The 18,735-nt window shown below is 53.0% G+C and carries 20 protein-coding genes; 12 read left to right on the top strand and 8 right to left on the bottom strand.

What is annotated here, in order from left to right; all coding sequences use genetic code 11:
- Both ABCO64_RS03235 and ABCO64_RS03230 read right to left on the bottom strand, forming a co-directional pair.
- Positions 1-2,382, bottom strand: a complete 2,382-nt coding sequence (locus tag ABCO64_RS03235) for a methyl-accepting chemotaxis protein (RefSeq protein ID WP_253456108.1) — start codon at positions 2,380-2,382, stop codon at positions 1-3.
- Positions 2,376-3,365 carry a chemotaxis protein CheW gene (locus ABCO64_RS03230; protein WP_253456105.1) on the bottom strand — a complete coding sequence of 330 codons (990 nt, stop codon included), beginning with the start codon at positions 3,363-3,365 and terminating at the stop codon, positions 2,376-2,378. Before ABCO64_RS03230 ends, ABCO64_RS03235 begins: the two co-directional genes overlap by 7 nt.
- A 206-nt stretch (positions 3,366-3,571) precedes the next feature.
- Between ABCO64_RS03230 and ABCO64_RS03225 the strand changes: the two genes are divergently transcribed.
- The 4 genes from ABCO64_RS03225 to ABCO64_RS03210 are packed head-to-tail and all read left to right on the top strand — an operon-like array spanning position 3,572 to position 6,878.
- Positions 3,572-4,282 (top strand): helix-turn-helix domain-containing protein, encoded by a 711-nt coding sequence (locus ABCO64_RS03225; protein ID WP_253456101.1) that lies wholly within the window; start codon positions 3,572-3,574, stop codon positions 4,280-4,282.
- Positions 4,276-5,325, top strand: coding sequence for a hydroxymethylglutaryl-CoA synthase (locus ABCO64_RS03220; protein WP_253456098.1), 1,050 nt, complete (start codon positions 4,276-4,278; stop codon positions 5,323-5,325). The genes ABCO64_RS03225 and ABCO64_RS03220 overlap by 7 nt, the downstream gene beginning before the upstream one ends.
- Positions 5,322-6,485 carry an acetyl-CoA acetyltransferase gene (locus ABCO64_RS03215; RefSeq protein ID WP_253456095.1) on the top strand — a complete coding sequence of 388 codons (1,164 nt, stop codon included), beginning with the start codon at positions 5,322-5,324 and terminating at the stop codon, positions 6,483-6,485. The genes ABCO64_RS03220 and ABCO64_RS03215 overlap by 4 nt, the downstream gene beginning before the upstream one ends.
- Before the next feature lie 3 nt (positions 6,486-6,488).
- The gene (locus ABCO64_RS03210) at positions 6,489-6,878 is read left to right on the top strand and encodes a Zn-ribbon domain-containing OB-fold protein (protein WP_253456092.1); all 390 of its coding nucleotides are present in this window, start codon (positions 6,489-6,491) and stop codon (positions 6,876-6,878) included.
- Here the strand turns inward: ABCO64_RS03210 and ABCO64_RS03205 are convergent.
- Positions 6,875-7,786 carry a class I SAM-dependent methyltransferase gene (locus ABCO64_RS03205; RefSeq protein WP_253456089.1) on the bottom strand — a complete coding sequence of 304 codons (912 nt, stop codon included), beginning with the start codon at positions 7,784-7,786 and terminating at the stop codon, positions 6,875-6,877. The two genes, ABCO64_RS03210 and ABCO64_RS03205, sit on opposite strands and share 4 nt — an antisense overlap.
- Before the next feature lie 54 nt (positions 7,787-7,840).
- Between ABCO64_RS03205 and cofH the strand changes: the two genes are divergently transcribed.
- From cofH to hmgA, 3 genes are read left to right on the top strand one after another with little or no spacing between them, the layout of a single operon-like run.
- A complete protein-coding gene (gene cofH / locus ABCO64_RS03200) occupies positions 7,841-8,932 on the top strand; it encodes a 5-amino-6-(D-ribitylamino)uracil--L-tyrosine 4-hydroxyphenyl transferase CofH (protein WP_253456086.1) in 1,092 nt (363 codons plus the stop codon).
- 36 nt (positions 8,933-8,968) lie between these two features.
- Positions 8,969-9,247 carry a hypothetical protein gene (locus ABCO64_RS03195; RefSeq protein WP_253456083.1) on the top strand — a complete coding sequence of 93 codons (279 nt, stop codon included), beginning with the start codon at positions 8,969-8,971 and terminating at the stop codon, positions 9,245-9,247.
- A 54-nt stretch (positions 9,248-9,301) separates the two neighbouring features.
- Positions 9,302-10,510 carry a hydroxymethylglutaryl-CoA reductase (NADPH) gene (gene hmgA, locus ABCO64_RS03190; RefSeq protein ID WP_253456080.1) on the top strand — a complete coding sequence of 403 codons (1,209 nt, stop codon included), beginning with the start codon at positions 9,302-9,304 and terminating at the stop codon, positions 10,508-10,510.
- A 6-nt stretch (positions 10,511-10,516) separates the two neighbouring features.
- On the opposite strand, the gene ABCO64_RS03185 is transcribed toward hmgA, so the two are convergent.
- Entirely contained in the window at positions 10,517-11,089 is a 573-nt protein-coding gene (locus tag ABCO64_RS03185; RefSeq protein WP_253456077.1) for a hypothetical protein, read from the bottom strand.
- A 2-nt stretch (positions 11,090-11,091) separates the two neighbouring features.
- Positions 11,092-12,255, bottom strand: a complete 1,164-nt coding sequence (locus ABCO64_RS03180) for an AAA family ATPase (RefSeq protein WP_253456074.1) — start codon at positions 12,253-12,255, stop codon at positions 11,092-11,094.
- Between the two features lie 203 nt (positions 12,256-12,458).
- Here ABCO64_RS03180 and ABCO64_RS03175 point away from each other — a divergent pair, with 203 nt between their 5' ends.
- From ABCO64_RS03175 to ABCO64_RS03160, 4 genes are all read left to right on the top strand, one after another.
- Positions 12,459-12,596: a zinc ribbon-containing protein gene (locus tag ABCO64_RS03175; RefSeq protein ID WP_253456072.1), complete on the top strand. Its 138-nt coding sequence runs from the start codon at positions 12,459-12,461 to the stop codon at positions 12,594-12,596.
- Positions 12,597-12,724: 128 nt separating this feature from the next.
- Complete coding sequence (locus ABCO64_RS03170; RefSeq protein WP_253456069.1) at positions 12,725-13,366, top strand: cobalamin B12-binding domain-containing protein; 642 nt, start codon at positions 12,725-12,727, stop codon at positions 13,364-13,366.
- Complete coding sequence (locus ABCO64_RS03165) at positions 13,363-14,403, top strand: uroporphyrinogen decarboxylase family protein (RefSeq protein ID WP_253456066.1); 1,041 nt, start codon at positions 13,363-13,365, stop codon at positions 14,401-14,403. The genes ABCO64_RS03170 and ABCO64_RS03165 overlap by 4 nt, the downstream gene beginning before the upstream one ends.
- Entirely contained in the window at positions 14,400-16,064 is a 1,665-nt protein-coding gene (locus ABCO64_RS03160) for a sensor histidine kinase (protein ID WP_253456063.1), read from the top strand. Before ABCO64_RS03165 ends, ABCO64_RS03160 begins: the two co-directional genes overlap by 4 nt.
- A gap of 1 nt (position 16,065) precedes the next feature.
- On the opposite strand, the gene ABCO64_RS03155 is transcribed toward ABCO64_RS03160, so the two are convergent.
- Positions 16,066-16,332 (bottom strand): hypothetical protein, encoded by a 267-nt coding sequence (locus ABCO64_RS03155; RefSeq protein WP_343089203.1) that lies wholly within the window; start codon positions 16,330-16,332, stop codon positions 16,066-16,068.
- A gap of 7 nt (positions 16,333-16,339) precedes the next feature.
- Positions 16,340-16,738 (bottom strand): ElaB/YgaM/YqjD family protein, encoded by a 399-nt coding sequence (locus ABCO64_RS03150; RefSeq protein ID WP_253456057.1) that lies wholly within the window; start codon positions 16,736-16,738, stop codon positions 16,340-16,342.
- Between the two features lie 163 nt (positions 16,739-16,901).
- Here ABCO64_RS03150 and ABCO64_RS03145 point away from each other — a divergent pair, with 163 nt between their 5' ends.
- Entirely contained in the window at positions 16,902-17,348 is a 447-nt protein-coding gene (locus ABCO64_RS03145) for a hypothetical protein (protein ID WP_253456054.1), read from the top strand.
- A gap of 53 nt (positions 17,349-17,401) precedes the next feature.
- Here the strand turns inward: ABCO64_RS03145 and ABCO64_RS03140 are convergent, their stop codons facing one another.
- Positions 17,402-18,652 (bottom strand): coiled-coil domain-containing protein, encoded by a 1,251-nt coding sequence (locus ABCO64_RS03140; RefSeq protein WP_253456051.1) that lies wholly within the window; start codon positions 18,650-18,652, stop codon positions 17,402-17,404.
- Between the last annotated feature and the right edge of the window lie 83 nt (positions 18,653-18,735).

Below are 18,735 nucleotides of genomic sequence, written 5' to 3'. Positions count from 1 at the left end.
TCAGACGTGATACTGTTCGGTGATCTTCTTCAGGCGTATACCAAGCTCATGCAGCGCTTCTGCAGTCTTCTCTGCCTTCTGGGTGTTCTCCAGGTTCTTTCTGGCAGCTTCCTGGATCTTCTCCATCGCATGGGAGATCCGGTCCATCCCGGATGCCTGTTCAGAGATTGAGTCTGCAATCTCGTATGCTTCTTTTGATGAATCTGCAATTGCTGTTGCCAGGACCTCAATTGCCTCCTGTGCCTGTGCCGTGAGCCCGACAGTGGATTCGACCGACGCCGATCCCCGGTCTACTGATATGACTGTTCCTGAGACGTCCCGCTGGATGTCTGTCAGAATAGTCCTGATATGTGCGGTCGCCTGTTTCGACTGCTCGGCGAGGTCATGGATTTCATGGGCGACAACAGCAAACCCTTTCCCAAACTCTCCGGCTTTTGCAGCTTCAATCGAGGCATTGACGGCAAGGAGGTTTGACTGCTCGGAGATGTCGGTAACTGTTGCGATGATCTCACCGACTGCATTGCTCTGCTCAGAGAGCTTGACGACGTTTGTCCCGATAACATCCATCTGGCGCCGTATCTGGTTCATGGCATCCAGGATGTCCTGGATCGATCGCTGCCCGTCCTTGCTGACGAAACTTGCTTTCATCGCCTTCTCAGTGACTGCCCGTGTCTTCTGGTTCGCACGTTCTGTCTGGATACGCACCCCTTCGACAGAATCGGTTGTCTCATCGACGATCCTGACTGTCTGTGAACTTTCAGATGAGAGGTAGGAGGTGACGGCGATGATCTCGCTTGATGCGGATGAGAGAACCGAGATTCCTTCATACAGTTCCTCGGTGATCAGCTTCATCAGCCTTGAGAGTTCGATACCGATGGTGTTGAGTGCGTCACGGTATGCGATGAACTCGCCTGCAACAGGAATATCCGGATCAAAGCGGGCAGTGAAGTCTCCTGCAGCATAGTACCCGGCAAGGCGCATCGCCTCGTTCACCGGTTCGGTGATCCGCTCCAGTGTCTTATTGAATCCGGCAATAATTCTCCGGTAACTTCCCCTGAATGCCTTCTCATCGCCACGAATCTTCAGATCACCTGCCCATGCGGCATCAGTCATTTTCAGGGTCTCTTTGTGGAGGTGATCAAGCGACTCCATCATCATCTGGATTGCAGGCCGGATCTCGTCTCTCTCATCCTGGATGGTGAGCTCCTCGACATACTCTCCATTTGCGATACGCTTGATGTTGCCGACGATATTTGTCTGGAGATCCTCGGCAAATTCGTCCATGGTCTGTGCCATCACCCCGATCTCGTCTTTCCGCCTGATATTCAGCCTGACAGAGAGGTGGCCGTTTCTGAGTTCGCGGATCATCTGCACGACCTGCTGGAGCGGATCGGCAATTGATCTCCCAAAGAGGATGGACACGGTTGCACCGACCAGAATTGCAGCTAAGATGACGACGACGATCGTATCTCTGATGGTGTTGATTGGCCCGGTGAAGTCGGCAAGATGGGCTCTTGATATGATGTACCAGTCAAGAGGCTCAAAGTAGGTATAGACATCAACAAGGTCGATACCATCTTCCCGGTGATAGAGAACCCCCTGCCGCTCTTCTTTCACAACTGAGAAGATCTCATCATCGGCAATATTGCCCCCTTCGAGTGTCGGGTGGACGATATACTCGCCTGTACTGTCGACCACAAACATGAATCCATTATCGCCGATGACAGTCTGCCTGATACTGTTCTTGACAACATCCAGTGTCTGTGCCTCTTCAGTTCCAACAAAGAGGATCCCTATCACGTCTCCCGCCTGGTTTTTGATAGGCTCATATGCAGTCACATACTGGATGCCGAAGAGATCCCGGGATCCATAATAGGTTCTGCCTCCGACAACCGAGTATTCATAGACATCCTGCGTCAGCCGTGTTCCAACTGCCCGTTCTCCATCCTCGCTGATGACATTTGTCGCAATGCGTATGGCATGGTCGTCATAGACCTGGAAGATCGTTGCAGCACCCCCGACAAGCTCCTGCACCTGATCGACGATCTCAAAGTTGTCATTGACGACGTACCGCTCGCCATCAGGCCCGACCAGGGTCATCTGCCCCCCGATGATCTCGGGGCTTCCATGCTGGTAAAACTGCTGCCTGAGGACGTTTAAGTCGCTGTCCACTTTTGTTCGGGTCAGGGTATAGACATCGTTTGTCCACCCCTTCATGTCAGTCCCCTGGGTCTGGAGGAGTGTCTCGATCTGCTGGGTGATGACTCCTGTTGAACTTGAATAGGAGACGTAACCGACAAGTGATGTCGGTATGATTGCAAGGAGAAGGCATATGACGAGAATCTTTGTTCCTACCTTCATGTCTGAGAAGTTCTTTACCATGGTGTGCCTCCCGGAGGATACTCCTCCGGCTTACTATCCTGTTTCATGTCTGCTCTCTGCTCCTGCTCGTTTACCAGCATCGCCTCATCGGTGAGGAGGGCTTTTCCATTCAGGACGATGAGATCTCCTTTGATGCCAACGAGATACTTTTCAGGGATGCTGGTTGATCTTTTTGCTTCCCCTGGTTCTTTTTTGAGATCGGTTGTTCCAAGGATTCGATCAGCCAGCAGGCCGAAGGTCATCTTCTGGTCAGAGAGGATGATGACCCGGTTCAGATCAGTCAGCCCGACCTCGGGCAGCTGGAAGAATCTTCTCAGATCAACCAGTGAGACGATTCTTCCCCTCACAACAGATATCCCGACGATAAATTCCGGAATGCCGGGAACAGGTGTGATCTCCCCGGTCAGGATCACCTCCCGGACATACTGCATCTCAACTGCATACTCCTCATACCCAAGTGAAAACCTGAGGATTCCTGGATAGATGCCGGGATCCCTTGGTTCTTCGGGTGATGCGATCTCCTCTGCCCTCCGGAAAAGAACGGATACAGTCTCTTCATCTGCTGGTTGTGGATTCTCCCATGAAAGGGGGAGTGTAGAGGGATCATCAATGATGATCCGTCCATCTTCTGACAGGCTGTTTCCGTTCAGGAAAGGAGGCATCGTCCCGGTATCTTCAATGACACCCTCGATCTGCTCGACACGCAGGGCGAGTGCATCATCGCCTCCCGGGGTGATGATGAGGTAATCTGTTGTCTTGACCGGGGATGTCCTGCCCTGATCATCGGTGATCGAGGCTACAGGGATCGTCTCTCCGTGGAAAATAACTGTTCCTCTGCCCGTATCACCGTTTCCTGGCTCTTTTGTAACTGAAACCATTCTGATAGTGGATCTGATCAGGTGCAGGGGGATGGCATACTTCTTCCCATGGGCAGAGAAGCGGAGGAGTTCTGTCATAAGCAGATTATGTGAGGTATCGGGCATGTGATAAGATAACTGTTTTGGGTTTTGTCTCCTGCCACGGCTGTTTGCAACCATCGTTTGCCAGTAATAGAGGGCCGGGGGTTGTTTATAATATGAATTCAACAAATAAATGAAGGTTGACTGGCTGTTGTGGTGCTGTGCAGACTTCGTGAAATGTCGAAGGTTGTTTCGTTAGTTATATCAGTCACGGAACCATAGCAGTACAGGTGAAACCTGGACATCGTCAGCAGCTTGCCGAAAAGATTGCCGGAGAGATCACCCTCTCTGATATGCCCGGCAAGGCGCTGAAGAAGTGGCGGACGAGTTTTAAGATCTCACCGGGCACGTTAGCCGACCATTTGGGCTTTTCACCGTCTGTGATCAGCGACTACGAGAGCGGGAGGCGTAAGAGCCCTGGAACGGCAGTTGTCGGGAAGATTGTGGACAGCCTGTTTTCGATTGACGAAGCAAACGGAGGAGTGTTCATTGACAAGTATGCAAAGATGCTCTTCACCAATCTTGACGATGACGTCATTTATGATCTTCATGACTTTTCTGATGCTGTACCGGTCAGTGACCTGGCAGACCAGCTGAACTGCCATCTCATCTGCGGCAACGGGGATCACAGTGTTGTCGGGTATACGATTGTAAACAGTGTCAACGCTATCCTGACACTCTCTCCAAACGAGTTTAACCGGATTTATGGGTGGAGTACTGAGCGGGTACTGATCTTTACGGATGTCTCAAGCGGGAAGTCCCCGATGGTTGCGATCCGTGTCACGCCGTTCAAGCCACCCTGCGTCATCCTCCAGGGAATTAACCATGAGCTGGTTCATCCCCTGGTGAAAAAGCTCGCCGAACGTGATCGGATCAGCGTCTTCTCAACAGAAGAGCCTGTTCAGGACATAATAGAAACACTGAGGAAACAGGAATGGTAGGAATAATCACCTACGGGGCATACATTCCCCGGTTCCGGGTCAAAGTCGAGGAGATTGCCCGGGTCTGGGGTGCCAACCCGGCTGAGATCTCAGGCGGCCTTGGCGTTTTTGAGAAGTCAGTGCCGGATCTTGATGAGAATACCGCAACTATTGCAGTCGAGGCTGCGCGGTATGCACTGGCACGGAGGAAGATCAATCCCGATGATATCGGTGCTGTCTATGTCGGCTCCGAGTCGCATCCCTATGCGGTGAAGCCGACTGCAGTCACCGTCGGCGAGGCGATAGGGGCAACCCCGGTTATGACGGCGGCAGACTACGAGTTTGCCTGCAAGGCAGGTACCGCCGCCATCCAGACCTGCATGGGTCTTGTTGGGTCGAAGATGGTCACCTACGCCCTGGCTATCGGGGCAGATATTGCCCAGGGAGCGCCTGGAGACGCACTTGAGTATACTGCTGCTGCAGGGGGTGCAGCGTTTCTGATCGGAGACGATGATCCGATTGCCGAGATCACCGCCACGCACTCATTCTCAAGTGATACACCGGATTTCTGGCGGCGTGAGGGCCAGGATTATCCAAGGCATGGCGGGCGGTTCTCTGGTGATCCGGGATATTTCAAGCATGTCCTCGGCGCAAGCCGTCTCTTCTTTGAAAAAGAGGGGACAAAAGCCTCGGACTATGCATACGCGATATTCCACCAGCCGAATGCAAAGTTTCCAAGACGTGCCGCACAGGTGCTCGGCTTTACCAGTGAACAGATTAAGCCAGGCCTTGTGGTGCCTGAGATTGGCAATACTTACTCGGGATCCTCACCAGTCGGCCTTGCGGCAACGCTTGATATCGCAGAACCGGGTGACCGGATTTTTGTCTGCAGTTATGGCTCAGGATCGGGATCCGATGCATTTGAGATCAGGGTGACTGATGCTATCAGAACGGCAATGGATCGCTCGAAGGCACCGTCTGTCCAGGACCTGATGCAGAATCCCCGGTACCTGGATTATGCACTGTATGCCAGACACAAAAACAAGATCGTGGTGCAACAATGAGAGATGTGGCAGTAATCGGAGTTGGATGTACACAGTTTGGAGAGCGCTGGGACACGTCGTTTCGCCATCTCTTCGTCGAAGCAGGAACACTCGCACTTGAGGATGCAGGTGTTGCAGGCGAATCAATTGATGCATTGTATGTTGGTAATATGAGTGCTGGCAGGTTTGTCGAGCAGGAGCATATCGGCGCACTGATTGCAGATTATGCCGGTCTCACCCATGCAGGCAATATCCCGGCAACAAGGGTGGAGGCTGCCTGTGCGTCCGGCGGCCTCGCCTTCAGGCAGGCGGTTCTGGCTGTTGCATCCGGTATGGAGGATATCGTTGTTGCAGCAGGGGTTGAGAAGATGACTGATGCAGGCGACTCAACCGATGTCCTGGCAGCAGCTGCCGATCGGGAGTGGGAAGGGTTTGCAGGTGCAACCTTCCCCGGCCTCTACGCGATGATTGCAACAGATTACATGCACCGCTATAAGCTCACCCGGGAGCAGCTTGCGATGGTGTCTGTGAAGAACCATCACCATGGGTCCATGAATCCTATTGCGCAGTTCCAGAACGAGATAACAGTGGATACGGTTCTCCGGTCGACTTCCGTTGCAGATCCACTCCGTCTCTTTGACTGTTCTCCGGTATCAGATGGGAGTGCGGCGGTGGTTGTCGCCCCGCTTGAGCGTGCACGTGAGTTTACTGATACTCCGATCCGGGTGCTGGCAAGCTCGCAGGCAAGCGATACGATTGCGCTTCATGATCGCCGGGATATCTCAACCCTTGATGCAAGTGTTGCGGCAGGAAACAGGGCATTCGAACGTGCCGGAATTGCACGGAAGGATGTTGATCTCCTTGAGGTGCATGACTGTTTCACCATTGCCGAGATCTGTGCGATTGAGGATCTCGGGTTTGTGGAGAAGGGTTCTGCAGGCCGACTCTATGAGGAGGGACAGACCACCATCGGGGGCGATCTGCCTGTGAATACCTCCGGCGGTCTCAAAGCCTGCGGCCATCCGGTTGGTGCAACCGGTATCAAACAGGTCTGGGAAGCGGTTACCCAGCTCCGTGGGGATGCCGGGAAGCGGCAGGTTGACGGTGCGGAGATTGCGATGACACAGAATGTCGGCGGATCCGGTGCGACCGTGGTCTGCCATCTCTTTGGGAGGGTCTGAAGGATGACTGTAGCGCGATTCTGGAGGAAGATTCCCCAGCGGTATAACCTGATCGGGACTAAATGCGACACCTGCAGCCGGGTCTTCTTCCCGCCCCGTTCCCTCTGCCCGGACTGCCGCAGGGACGGCAGGATTCGTGATCACCACTGCTGCGGCAGGGGGAAGGTGCTCACCTTCTCCATTATCCGGAGTGCAAGCGATCAGTTCTCGAATATGACACCGTATGTGCTTGCCATCATCGAGCTGGAGGAGGGGTGCCACCTCACCTCACAGGTGATCTGTGATCCCGATGAGGTCTATGTCGGGATGCCGGTCAGATCGGTCTTCCGGGTGATTGCGGAAGACGGGCCATCCGGTATTATTCATTACGGGACGAAGTTCGTCCCGCTCTAACCTTTTCTGATATCATAGACCGCATGCCACCTGGTGGCCGAGTATGATCTGAGGAACCGCTCGGTTATGCGGCATCCTGGTATTGTTGCTTGAATTCTCTCCTGGTAGTCGCCTTCACATTCCTGGAGTGCGTAGAGGTGGATTGTGCCGCGGGGTTTTGATATCATATCGGCAACGGTCAGAAATTCTACCGCGGTGAAGGGGAGGTTCATCAGCACCCGGTCAAATGCTGCCGGGAAGAGTGTTCCGAGACGGGCTGCATCACCAAGCATCGGGAGAACGTTTCGAATCCCGTTGACTGAGAGGTTCTCCCTGAGGAGGTGTATTGCACCCGGGTTTTTGTCGCATGCAAGAATCCATCCTGCCCGGTCTGCAAGGGTGACTGGAAACGGCCCGACACCGCAGAACATATCGCAGATTATCTCTCCTGCAGAGAGTGCTGATCGTATCTGCTGCCGTTCAGTGGCAAGCCTGGCAGAGAAGTAGGCATTCCTGAGATCGATTCTGAACCTGCGGCCATGTTCGGAGATGGTCGTCTTTGTGGTTGGCGTGCCTGCAAGTGTCGTGAAGGTTTTTGTCCGGAACTCCCCTTCTACTGCTCCATCTGAAAAGAGGACGGTATGGGTTTTCGGACGGGAGGCGAGGATCGCGTCTGCACCGGCTGGATCCTGCTCATGCATGATGGCAATACCGCCAACCTGTTCGTGCCGTGGGAGCGGTGAATGCGCCTGCACCTCGTGGAAGAGCGCGCGCTCGGTTCCGGGAGGCGAGGTGGTGACCGGGATGAGGAGGTCGTCTCCATCGATGCTCGGGCGGAGCCTGCGATCAAGGGTTCCATCTGCACTACACTCCTGCCGTACAGCTTCTCCATCCTGTTTTCTGACCCTGACAGCCCACGCCACAATCATGCCTGTACTCTGGTGGTGCGGATACTTCTTATTGCTGTTCGTCTACACCTGTGTATGGGAAAAGATGCAGCCGTGATCCTCCGTGACGTAACTGAAGGTGGACGGATGACCGGGCAGGATGCGGTGACTCTCCTTTCTGCAACAGGACGGGATGTGCTCAGGATCGCAGAGGCGGCAGATGAGGTGCGTGAACGTGCTGTCGGGGATACCGTCACCTTTGTCAGGAACCAGAATCTCAATGTAACCAATATCTGTGTGAATGCATGCGGGTTCTGTGGGTTTTCGAAGAGGCCGGATGATCCCCTGGCATTTGAGCTTTCGCTTGCCATGGTTGAGCAGAAGGCTCATGAGGCAAAGGAGATGCACCAGATAACCGAGATCTGTTCGGTCTCCGGTCTCCATCCCGGGTATGATGCCAACAGGTATGCCGGGATCATCGAGGCGATCAGGCGTGGGGCTCCGGGTGTCCATATTCATGCCGGAAACCCGATGGAGGTTGCCTATGCCGCAGAGAAGAGCGGCATCAGTACAAAAGAGGTGCTTGTACGCCTGAGAGAAGCGGGTCTTGCCACGCTCTGCGGGACTGCTGCTGAGGTACTGGTCGACAGTGTGCGGGATCAGATCTGCCCTGGCAAGATTCCAACTGAAGAATGGGTGCGAATCGTCTCCGAATGCCATAGGATGGGTATTCCTACAACAGCAACGATCATGTATGGCCATATCGAATCTGACGCGGATCGGGCCTGCCATCTCAGCATCATCCGGGATATCCAGGATGATACCGGGGGATTTTCCGAGTTTGTGCCACTCTCGTTTATTCACCAGCAGACGCCACTATACCGGAGGGGGGTTGCGAGGGCTGGGGCAACCGGCAGGGAGGATATCCTGATGCATGCGGTCTCCCGGCTCTTCCTGGACAATATCAAAAATATCCAGGTTTCCTGGGTGAAGCTTGGCCAGAAGATGGCCCAGCTCCTTCTCCTCTCGGGTGCAAACGATCTCGGCGGAACAGTCTATGAGGAGTCGATCTCAAAGAGTGCGGGAGCAGTTGAAACCGACTTTCTTGATCCACGTGTGATGCAGCGGATAGCAGAGGATATCGGAAGGCCGCTTGCCGAGCGGAGCACACTCTATCACCTGCTCTGAGAAAGCTTTTCTCTCCTGGGGATCAGAGATACGATTATGGCATATGCAACATGCGCCTATTGCGGGAGGACAGTTGTCGCAGCTGGTGCAGATCCACAAGGCTCATCCATGGCAGGTTCCCAGAGAGGGAGAAAACTGCCTGTCTGTTATGACTGCAAGCGGAGCAAGAAGGATCGGTCGCTGAATATGTGGCTCCGCATGTTAAAGAGAAAAGATCGGATGCGCTGGGAGAGGATCTATAAGTACCATAGCCGGAAAACCGGAGGGGAGATTACGCTTGAGGTCAAGCGTGTTGCCAATGAACGGATGTCGTGACACGAGCTCTCTCTTTGCCAAAGATACATTGCCCCCCGGGGACAAGGTCTGATCATGGATAGTTACCGATCAGATCTCAGGGAAGGGAAGCTGAAGCTGTATGCACTTGAGAAGGTGCTGCCTCCTGCAGAAGCCGTGAAACTACGGCGGGAGTATATCGAGGAGGTGGCGGGAACAGATCTCTCGGTGCTTGGTGCATTTACTATTCCTATCGATTCGGTGGTCGTACGGAACTGCGAGAATATGATCGGCTGTCTCCAGGTGCCGGTCGGGGTTGCAGGCCCGGTTGCGGTGAAGGGAGAGTCTGCCCAGGGCTCGTTCTGGATTCCGCTTGCCACAACCGAAGGTGCGCTGGTTGCATCGGTGAACCGGGGCTGCTCTGCGGTTACAAAGGCAGGGGGTGCGGAGGTTCGGATCCTCCGTGACGGGATGACCAGGGCACCTGTCTTTGCGGCAGATTCGGTTGCGCATGCCCATGATATCGCCCGGTTTGCAGAGGATAACCTGCTTGTAATCCAGGAGATTGCGGAATCAACGACCTCGCATGGCGAGCTGATCGGCCTTGTCCCCTATATCGTCGGAACAAGTGTCTTCCTCAGGTTTGAGTTCGATACAAAAGATGCGATGGGGATGAACATGGTGACGATCGCCTCGCAGAAGGCGGCGGAGTTCATCGCAGAGAAGACAGGTGCCAGGCTTGTTGCCTTATCCGGGAACATGTGTGCAGACAAGAAGCCTGCTGCAATCAACCTGGTGGAGGGGCGGGGCAAGACGGTTACTGCTGGTGTGTTTCTTGCAGATGATCTCTGCCGCGATGTCTTCAAATGTGATTCTGCATCTCTTGCCGAGGTGAACTGCCGGAAGAACCTGGTTGGATCTGCCCGTGCCGGAGCGCTTGGGTTCAATGCCCATGCGGCAAATATCATCGCTGCTCTCTATATTGCCTGCGGCCAGGATCCGGCCCATGTGGTGGAAGGGTCATCCTGCATAACAACAGCTGATCCCGTCGATGGCGGGGTGTATGTGGCGGTGACGCTCCCGGCGGTGCAGGTTGGCACTGTCGGTGGCGGGACGGGGATTGCGACCCAGAATGCCTGCCTTTCGCTGCTTGGAGTCGCCGGTGGAGGGGATCCACCGGGGAGCCATGCAAAGGCGTTTGCCGAGATCGTGGCAGCCGGGGTGCTTGCCGGGGAACTCTCGCTGCTTGGAGCTCTTGCAGCACAGCATCTTGCCCGGGCGCATAAGGAGCTTGGGAGAGGGTGAGAAGGGCTACCTGGAGAGGAGGGACTCAAGTTCAAGGAGCCACGGACTCTCCTCTCTCCGGCATTGGTCGATGAATTCGGTTATGTGGCGTCTTCCATCGTCTCCTTTCAGATCTGGATTTTTTCCGGTAATCTGCTTTATCTGCTTTTCCAGTGAGCCGGGGATAAAAAATATCTGATGCCGATTCGCATCCTTGGTCAGAAATGAGCATGCCGATTGCTTCAGGAGAATATCTTTTCGAAACCTTGCCTTTGTTGCATCTTTGAGTCGTGTTCGTGTCTTCTGATCGTCATCAAGGCAGAGAAACAACCTGTACCTCGGATTCATGTCTTCATAGAGGATAACAAAGTTATCAATGCAGTTCTGCCAGCCATCCTCGTCTTTGATGAGAGCCTGTATGCCTCTCCCCCGTCTGCCGAGGAAATCACGGACTTTATTGGATTCCGGGGTTCGCTCTCGCGATTCTCTGAGCTCTTTATGATAAACCGTATCATATTGAATCCCGTTCTGTTCACAGAGGATGGAGAAGAAGATCAGGTCATGTACTCCTTCGCAGAGGATCACGGTCTTTCCCTGCATAATCAGATGCCCCGAAGATCAAGTTTCAGTTCTTCGGTTACTCTGCGCCCCTCGTCGACAGTATAATCATATTTTTCAATATTTTCGCCGTCGCTTGTCATCTTGGAGATAAGGAGAAGTTCTTTTTCAGCATCATCCTCAGGGTAATCCAGTGCTGTCCGGATGAGGTCATAACTGTGGGTTGTCATGAAGACCTGAACTTTGAGTCCGGGGGCATAGGTAAAGAGCGTTTCAACAAGAATAGCGAGATACTCAGGGTGGAGATGGTTCTCCGGCTCTTCGATTAAGAGGATTCCATCCTGTGATTTGCGCATATAATGGAGTATTGAGAGGAGCGAGATAAATCCGTCACCGTGGGCAGATATTGGTATTGTCTCAATTTCTTCCGCTCTTCTGTACAGGACATTATTCTGGGTAAGCCGCTCAAGGTTTCTGATGAGGTTGTGTTCTTTGATGAACTGCTCAAGGAGATGAATCTCTTCATCCTCCATTTTTTCAAGAGATAACTTCTCCCTGTGGGATATTTTGATTATCGGGGGTTGAGTCTCCGTTTCTGATGAATGATTTGTTTTGTATAATGTTGGCTGTGAAAAAATTCTGGAGAGTCTGAATGTAAATCTTCGATTCTGGTCCTTAGAAACTGTTGTTTGTCCTATAATGCGTTGAAATTGTTCGAGTATTGTTCTCCTGTCGCCAAGAGTGTATGGCAAAATCTGGTAACTCATATTTGATATGATGATAGTATAGTCAAGAGATTCAAAAATCATCTCTATATATGCTTCCCGGAGGTCATCATTCTCTTCGCTCTCGTTTACATATTCTTCAATTTGATTGCTATGAAATTCTATGATGAAATCTTTGATGCGATCATATACTTTTTGGTTTTCTCTCTTACACACGTCAAGTGACTGGTAGATTGTGACATCATTTAAATTTGAGAAAAGTATTGATTTTTCCTCTTTAACGTTTATGAGATTCTGTTTATTATCATTGAGGAAAAACCGCTCTGTCCTGTATTCTCCTGTTCCATTGAGAAATATTGCATCCAGCAGGGCAGACTTTCCTGTATTGTTCTTTCCGCAGATGATGTTCAGCTGCCTGGGATTGTAATCGAGGTTTCCGATAGCCCTGAAATTCTCGATATGGAGTCTCGTGATTCTGCCCATGAATTATCACTGTTTTGATCGTAACTATATATATTTAGGTGACAGGTCTGTCCAGCAGCTATTTACTTCATCTGCGTTTCTTTCACGTGACAGATATACCCGGGTCCTGCTATGATCTGCATCCCACGTTTGCGAAAGTGTCTGAAGGTTATGGCCCTTCCTATTAGAAACCTATATATTCGTATAGTTCCGAACAGGATTCTATGACAGTAAAGTGTGGTGACATTCCCGGTGCAGGACGATATGTCTGCAAGAAGTGCAGGAAAGCAATTGAACTGGCAGATGGTGAGGCGGTCTATCCGTGCCCGAAATGCAAATTCTGTGAGTACCGAGAGGGTTAATTCACCCTCTCTCTTCATTTCATCTTTTGTTTCCGGGTCGGGGGCAACGAGCTATCCGGCAGGGATTCGTCCGGAAGAGACTGTCTGACTCCAAACCTTTATCTTAACATAACGAAATTAGAAGGGCTATGAAGAACGGAGGCGACGGTTCTCCGGTAGAGGCGCTTGAATCAGCCCTTCTCAGGTCTGATCGCGCACGTGCCAGGGAGATCCTGAGGGGAAGCTGCAATCCCGATGATCCGTATTCTTGCATATCCACCCTGATTGAGCCTGCTCTCAGGTCTATTGGAGAACAATGGGCAGAGGGTGATGCCGCTCTTTCTCAGATCTACGTGAGCGGGAAGATATGCGAGGAGTACATCAGGAGCCTTCATGTTCAGGCATCCGGGATACGGCAGGGACAGCCAAGGATTGGTATTGCAGTAATTGAGGATTTCCACACCCTTGGAAAAGAGACGGTGCTTGCCGCACTGCGAAGCTCCGGGTACCACGTGGAGGACTATGGTGCCGGTCTGACTGCAACTGAAATTCTCGAACTGATCAGGCGGGATAACATCGAAGTGCTCTTTCTATCGGCACTGATGCTCCGGGCGGCTCTCGAGGTGCGGCACCTGGCAGATGCACTCCATGAGGAGGGAATACCGGTCAGGTTGATCGTCGGAGGAGCGCCTTTCCTCTTTGATGAGCAGCTCTGGCAGGAGGTTGGGGCAGATGCCTTTGCCCATGATGCGGCAGAAGCTGTGGATCTTGTGGGAGGAGGGGAAGAATGAGCAGCGAAGAGATGACATCACTTGAACGGACGCTTGCTGCCCTCTCCCACAAAGAGCCGGATCGGGTTCCGCTCTTCCTGAATCTTACGATGCACGGTGCTCGTGAGCTTGGCATATCGATCCGGGAATATTTTGGGAATGTTGACCATGTGGTTAGGGGCCAGGAGCTCCTGATGAAGAAGTACGGCAACGACTGCCTCACCGGTTTCTGTTATGGGGCGGCTGAAGTGGAGGCATTCGGGGGGAGTGTCAGGTTCTATGAGAACGGTCCTCCGAATGCCGGAGCTCCGATTATCCGGGATCCTGAAGCGATCTCTTCTCTTGAGGTGCCGGATCCGGCAGACTGCCCCCCGCTACAACGGGTGCTGAAGGCGACACGGGTCCTGGCAGACCGGTATGGTGACTCTGTTCCGGTTGCTGGTGTTGCAATCTCTCCATTCTCTCTTCCTGTGATGCAGCTTGGCTTCTCACGCTATCTTGATCTCCTCCTTGCGGATGATCCGCTCTTTTGGGATCTGATGGAGGTGAATGGTGAGTTCTGTACCACGTGGGCGAATCTCCAGGTAGAAGCCGGGGCAACCGCTGTTGTTTACTTTGATCCAATCACATCCCCGACGATCATCCCTCCCGGAGTTGCCAGGCGAACCGGTTGCATTATCGCCCGCGAGATCATTCCGACAATCAGGAGCGGGGTGGCATACCACCTTGCCTCAGGCCGCTGCCTTGCAATTGCAGACGAACTAAAAGCCTCCGGGGCGGTTGCCCTCGGTGTCTCGGCACTTGAGGACCTCAGTCTCCTGAAAAAGACGTTTGGCGGGGATATGGCACTCATCGGAAATCTGGATGGTATTTCAATGAGGAGATGGTCGCACCAGGAGGCAGAAGCCATGGTCAGCGAGGCAGTATCACAGGCGGCGCCTGGAGGTGGTTTTATCCTCTCAGATAATCATGGCGAGATCCCCTGGCAGGTCGGTGATTCTGTACTCAGGGCGATCGCAGATGCTGCCAGAACCTATGGGAGATACCCGATCGCATGAAGAAGAGAGACCTGGTTGGCATCCTTGCATGCAGCAATCTTGAGGAAGAGGTACAGCTTGCCCTTCGGAATTCAGGGTACGCGAATGTCAGGACCGTCTTCTTTGATCCCCATTGCAGTATGCCGCTTCCTGAGTGGAAGATGGCATTTAAAGAGGCATATGAGGCGCTGTCGGCAGTTGTTGATTCGGTCTGTCTCCTCAGCTGCGGCTGCTCATCCCCGGTTCCTGAGATCGGCTATTCTGCCCATCTCCGCTCTCCAGACGTCTTCCTGACACGGAGTGAGCTCCGCTCTCTCTCCGTACCGGGAGCCTACATGATCTCCTCCGGCTATGCAGGGAGGCATTGTTCATCAATTCCCTTCCAGATATCCCCGCAGCAGGAGGAGGCGACGCGTCCTGATACCGGGATCAGGCGGCTCATTCATCTCAGGACCCGTGATGATGGGAATGCTGATGCCGGTGCCAGCGAGCTCGCGGCCCACCTCTCTGTACCACTTGAAACATTGCCTGTTGACGCTGACCTTTTCCAGGCCCGCCTCAGGGAAACCCTTGGATCCCTTGAGACGGATGCACTCAGGAAAAAGGGGATAGAGCAGCTGAGGAACTGCGAAGAGCAGGTTGCAGATTATACAATGGCATTTGATCTCCTGAAGGAGATTGCGGCGGCAGCCACGGAAAAGGAGGTGGTCAGGCAAATTGACAGTCTCTTCAGGCTTCTCTTCTCACCAGATACCCTTGATCATATGGAGACTCCATTTGAAGAAGGGACTTCCGGGCTTATTTTACCGGTTGCGTATGGTCATGAGGTGCTTCTCTGGTACAGGCTCGATCACTTCGCACATCCCGAATTCCTTGACAGGTACAGGAATACTGCTGAAGTCCTCCTCCCGGTTCTTGGGCTTGCGATCAGGAATGCCCGTGTTTACCAGCGGCTTCTGGATGCGAATGTAGAGAAGGATAAAGAGATTGCTGCAAGAAAGGAGGCTCAGGAAGCTCTTTCTCTTGCGAATAAGAAGCTGAACATCCTGACTGCGATCACACGCCACGATATACTCAACGATGTCATGGTGGCAGCCGGATATCTCTACCTCGCCTCGGATATCCCGGTACCTGAAGAGGTAAAGAGTTATTTCCAAAAGATGGAAGAGCAGATAACTGCGATCCAGAGGAAGGTTGAGTTCACCCGTGACTACCAGGATATGGGTGCACAGCGCCCGAACTGGCAGGATATTGGTGCATATGTCGATTCAATAGCCCCGAATATCCTGAAGGGTTCGACTCTTTCTCTTCAGAACGAGCTTGAAGGACTGGAGATTTATGCTGATCCGATGCTTGGCAAGGTGGTTCATAATCTCTGCCAGAATGCTGTCTTCCATGCTGCGTCTGCAACCTATCTCCGGTTTTTTGCTGAGGTGGATGGCGATGACTGCGTGATCATTGTTTCTGATAATGGTCCCGGTGTTGTGGATGCAAAGAAGAAATCAATCTTCAAACCGGCATTTGGGAGAAGCCATGGCTTTGGTCTCTATCTTGTATCCGAGATTCTTTCAATAACCAAAATCACCATTACAGAAAATGGAACCGCCGGAGCGGGAGCTGCATTCCATATCAGGGTGCCTCCGGGTGCCTGGAGGAGGGTAGGGAGTTCTCCTGACAGCTGACTCACCCGGTGAGTATTCGGAGGATGCGCCTGAGCAGGTACGGGGTGAGAAGTGTCAGCAGCAGGGATACTCCTCCGCCACCTTTTTTTCTCTCCTCTTCTGCCCTCTCTTCTCTGATATGGCAGATTGTTTCTGCTATAAGAGCGCCGATCCCAACTCCGAAGAGGAATGTAGCGAAGAGAGCAGGAACCGGGTGCCTCCTGATGCAGGAGATCGGATCCAACGTTATGCCTGTCTTCTTCTCTCTCTTCCTGCCGTTCTCTCTCATATCCGGATTACCTGAGCTTTGCTGCGATCAGGCCGACGAGAAACCCGGTTCCAGCAGCAATTGCAATGGATGCGACCGGGTGATCGGAGACGAAACTCTCGACCGTCTGAACCCGCTCCTTCATGACTTTGGCCTCTTTTTCGGCGACGGTTTGTATGGTCTGCTCTGCATCCTGCACGACTTTTCTCGCAGTCTGCTCAAGCTCCGACCGGGTCGGGATTGCCTCTGGTGCAAGGCTCCTGAGTTTGTCTTCAAGATCAAGCACGAGGGCTTCAAGTTCCTCGCCATCAAGCTTTGACCGGGTGTTCTTCAGCTTCTTTGCAGCCTCTTCAAATGCCGCTGCCGCATCGGCTTTCAGCTCTTTGATATCAGGTACTCCTGCCTCAGTCTCTTTCTCAGTTGTCATGGTAGCATCCCTTCTCTTTCGTCTTAAACAGATGTCAGTTGCGTCCTGATGTATTTATAGTTCACTGCGTCTGGGGATTGTGATTTGTGGTCTTACCTGATCCGGGAAGACGTGTCGGGACAGTTCGTGCCCGCTCTCTTCATGAGCAGGCTTACTATCCTGCATGTGTCTTACTGGTCGTGTGGAGTATAGCAGTTCCAGCGCCCAAAGCCCCGGTTACCACGAAACCCAGTACTTCCGGCACCCCCTGATCATAGCCTTCATTGCCGGAGTTGCTGCTGTAACCTGGTATACAGCCCTCTTTGCCGGGCCGTCTGTCGGTCTGATCCAGGCTGTCCTTATTCTTGCATTCGGGGTGCTGCTCCCCCTCTTCTTCGTGGTGCTCCGCCTTGAAACAAGTGTGAGTGAAGCAGGTATCACCTACCGTATGCCGCCGATTGTCAGAAGAAAGCGTATAATGGGCTGGAACGACCTGAGATCAGCAGATCTCATAACGATCCGGCCGATCCGCGACTGCGGGGGATGGGGGATACGGTTCTGCCTGGGTGAGGGGATTGCCTATATTGTCAGCGGCAACCAGGCTGTCAGGTGTACCAAAGGAACGGGGTAGAAGGTTCTCCTCGGAACAGGACGGCCCCAGGAGATGATGGACGCAATCAGCTATTACCTCAGGTGACATGCAATACCTGCATAGTCACGAAGGAGTGCCTGGAGCTCCTCTCCACGCCGGGCTGACTCTTCCAGGCGCCGTTTCTTCTCTTCCAGTGCGGCTGCACCATCTGCGACTGCACGATCATGCTCTTTCTTCTGGTTCGCAAGATGGTCTTGTAACTCCCTCTCTCTCTGGTAGGTTGGATCGGCTTCGGCCACGGCTTTTGCCTGCTGAAGCCCGGCTTCTGCACTTGTGTATACTGAGGTTGCCTTCTCCAGTGCAGCAGCAAGGTTTCCGTCACCAAAGAGCTGCTGCTCTTCGCGGTTCTTTAACTGAAGCTCTCCTGACCGGATAAGGGATTGTATACTCTCAAGTGCCGGTTCAATCTCTTCTGCCAGATCCGGCCGGGGGATCGGGCTTTCAGCGAGATCATGAAGCGGCTTGAGAGGCTCTGTCGGGGCCTTGTGCCGTTTCAGCAGCTTCTCAGCGCGGCGACCGACAGCAGCCACAGGAGCCCTGACCTGTGCATATCCCTGAAGAGCAGATTCCACCTCTTTTTCGGCACGTGCGATCGTCTCTTTCAGATGATCTGTCGGGAGGGTTCCAAGCTCCTCCTCTGCAGACAGTATCTCTTCCAGAAGGGTTGCAGCCCGTGTTTCACTGGTGCGGATACGCTCTTCTGCCGCAGAGACTGAATCAGTCAGCCGGTTGAGGGTGTCATGGAGTTCCCTGATCGATCTGATCGTCTCCCTCTCTTTTTTTGCTTCATCAAGGGCCTTTGCCATATCGTTTACTGCATGGCCGATATCCTTGATGATCTGGCGAAGCCGGGGCATCTCCTCTTTGTAGACGAGGTGAAGGTACTTCCCCGGTCCTTTTGCGGTTGTGATCACGCTCTTCAGAAGCTCTGCAGAGGCTGTATAGAACGCCTCCGGATCACCTGAAGGCCGCTTTTCAAGGGCCTGGTTGAGCGATCGGATCGTCTGTGGCTTTGCAGTCTTCAGGACGGATTTTACCTTGGGATGAAGAAGAATTCCATCATCCATATGAACCGGATCTTTCTCCAGGTCTTCAATAAGAACCTCAAGCTGATCGAGCGCATTCCCGATATCGGCTTCTGGTGCAGTGAAGGCAAGAGAGAGTCCGGATTGGATTGCTTCCTCACGATCATCAAGCCAGGCTTTCAGATCCTCAAATGCTATAGCCTCGGGTTCTTTTGGTTCCTCTGGACCGCGGAAGAGGGCACGCAGTTTGGAGAACATGGTATAATGGATCAGGTGTTATGGGATGAAAGCGTTTCCCATTGCAGGGTACTCTTCAATTGGTACCTGCTCTCTTCCGACTC

Origin of the sequence: Methanocalculus natronophilus (assembly GCF_038751955.1) — an archaeon.
GTDB lineage: Archaea > Halobacteriota > Methanomicrobia > Methanomicrobiales > Methanocorpusculaceae > Methanocalculus > Methanocalculus natronophilus.
This window is presented reverse-complemented; position numbering and strand designations above follow the sequence as displayed.

Coding starts and splice junctions, on each gene's coding strand:
- ABCO64_RS03195 (WP_253456083.1), top strand. CDS start 8,969: ATGGCATATGCAACATGCGCCTATTGCGGGAGGACAGTTGTCGCAGCT.
- ABCO64_RS03230 (WP_253456105.1), bottom strand. CDS start 3,365: ATGCCCGATACCTCACATAATCTGCTTATGACAGAACTCCTCCGCTTC.
- ABCO64_RS03205 (WP_253456089.1), bottom strand. CDS start 7,786: ATGATTGTGGCGTGGGCTGTCAGGGTCAGAAAACAGGATGGAGAAGCT.
- ABCO64_RS03170 (WP_253456069.1), top strand. CDS start 12,725: ATGAAGAACGGAGGCGACGGTTCTCCGGTAGAGGCGCTTGAATCAGCC.
- ABCO64_RS03150 (WP_253456057.1), bottom strand. CDS start 16,738: ATGACAACTGAGAAAGAGACTGAGGCAGGAGTACCTGATATCAAAGAG.
- ABCO64_RS03215 (WP_253456095.1), top strand. CDS start 5,322: ATGAGAGATGTGGCAGTAATCGGAGTTGGATGTACACAGTTTGGAGAG.
- ABCO64_RS03175 (WP_253456072.1), top strand. CDS start 12,459: ATGACAGTAAAGTGTGGTGACATTCCCGGTGCAGGACGATATGTCTGC.
- ABCO64_RS03155 (WP_343089203.1), bottom strand. CDS start 16,332: ATGAGAGAGAACGGCAGGAAGAGAGAGAAGAAGACAGGCATAACGTTG.
- ABCO64_RS03180 (WP_253456074.1), bottom strand. CDS start 12,255: ATGGGCAGAATCACGAGACTCCATATCGAGAATTTCAGGGCTATCGGA.
- ABCO64_RS03160 (WP_253456063.1), top strand. CDS start 14,400: ATGAAGAAGAGAGACCTGGTTGGCATCCTTGCATGCAGCAATCTTGAG.
- ABCO64_RS03235 (WP_253456108.1), bottom strand. CDS start 2,382: ATGGTAAAGAACTTCTCAGACATGAAGGTAGGAACAAAGATTCTCGTC.
- ABCO64_RS03220 (WP_253456098.1), top strand. CDS start 4,276: ATGGTAGGAATAATCACCTACGGGGCATACATTCCCCGGTTCCGGGTC.
- ABCO64_RS03165 (WP_253456066.1), top strand. CDS start 13,363: ATGAGCAGCGAAGAGATGACATCACTTGAACGGACGCTTGCTGCCCTC.
- ABCO64_RS03185 (WP_253456077.1), bottom strand. CDS start 11,089: ATGCAGGGAAAGACCGTGATCCTCTGCGAAGGAGTACATGACCTGATC.
- ABCO64_RS03210 (WP_253456092.1), top strand. CDS start 6,489: ATGACTGTAGCGCGATTCTGGAGGAAGATTCCCCAGCGGTATAACCTG.
- ABCO64_RS03145 (WP_253456054.1), top strand. CDS start 16,902: ATGTGTCTTACTGGTCGTGTGGAGTATAGCAGTTCCAGCGCCCAAAGC.
- cofH (WP_253456086.1), top strand. CDS start 7,841: ATGGGAAAAGATGCAGCCGTGATCCTCCGTGACGTAACTGAAGGTGGA.
- hmgA (WP_253456080.1), top strand. CDS start 9,302: ATGGATAGTTACCGATCAGATCTCAGGGAAGGGAAGCTGAAGCTGTAT.
- ABCO64_RS03140 (WP_253456051.1), bottom strand. CDS start 18,652: ATGTTCTCCAAACTGCGTGCCCTCTTCCGCGGTCCAGAGGAACCAAAA.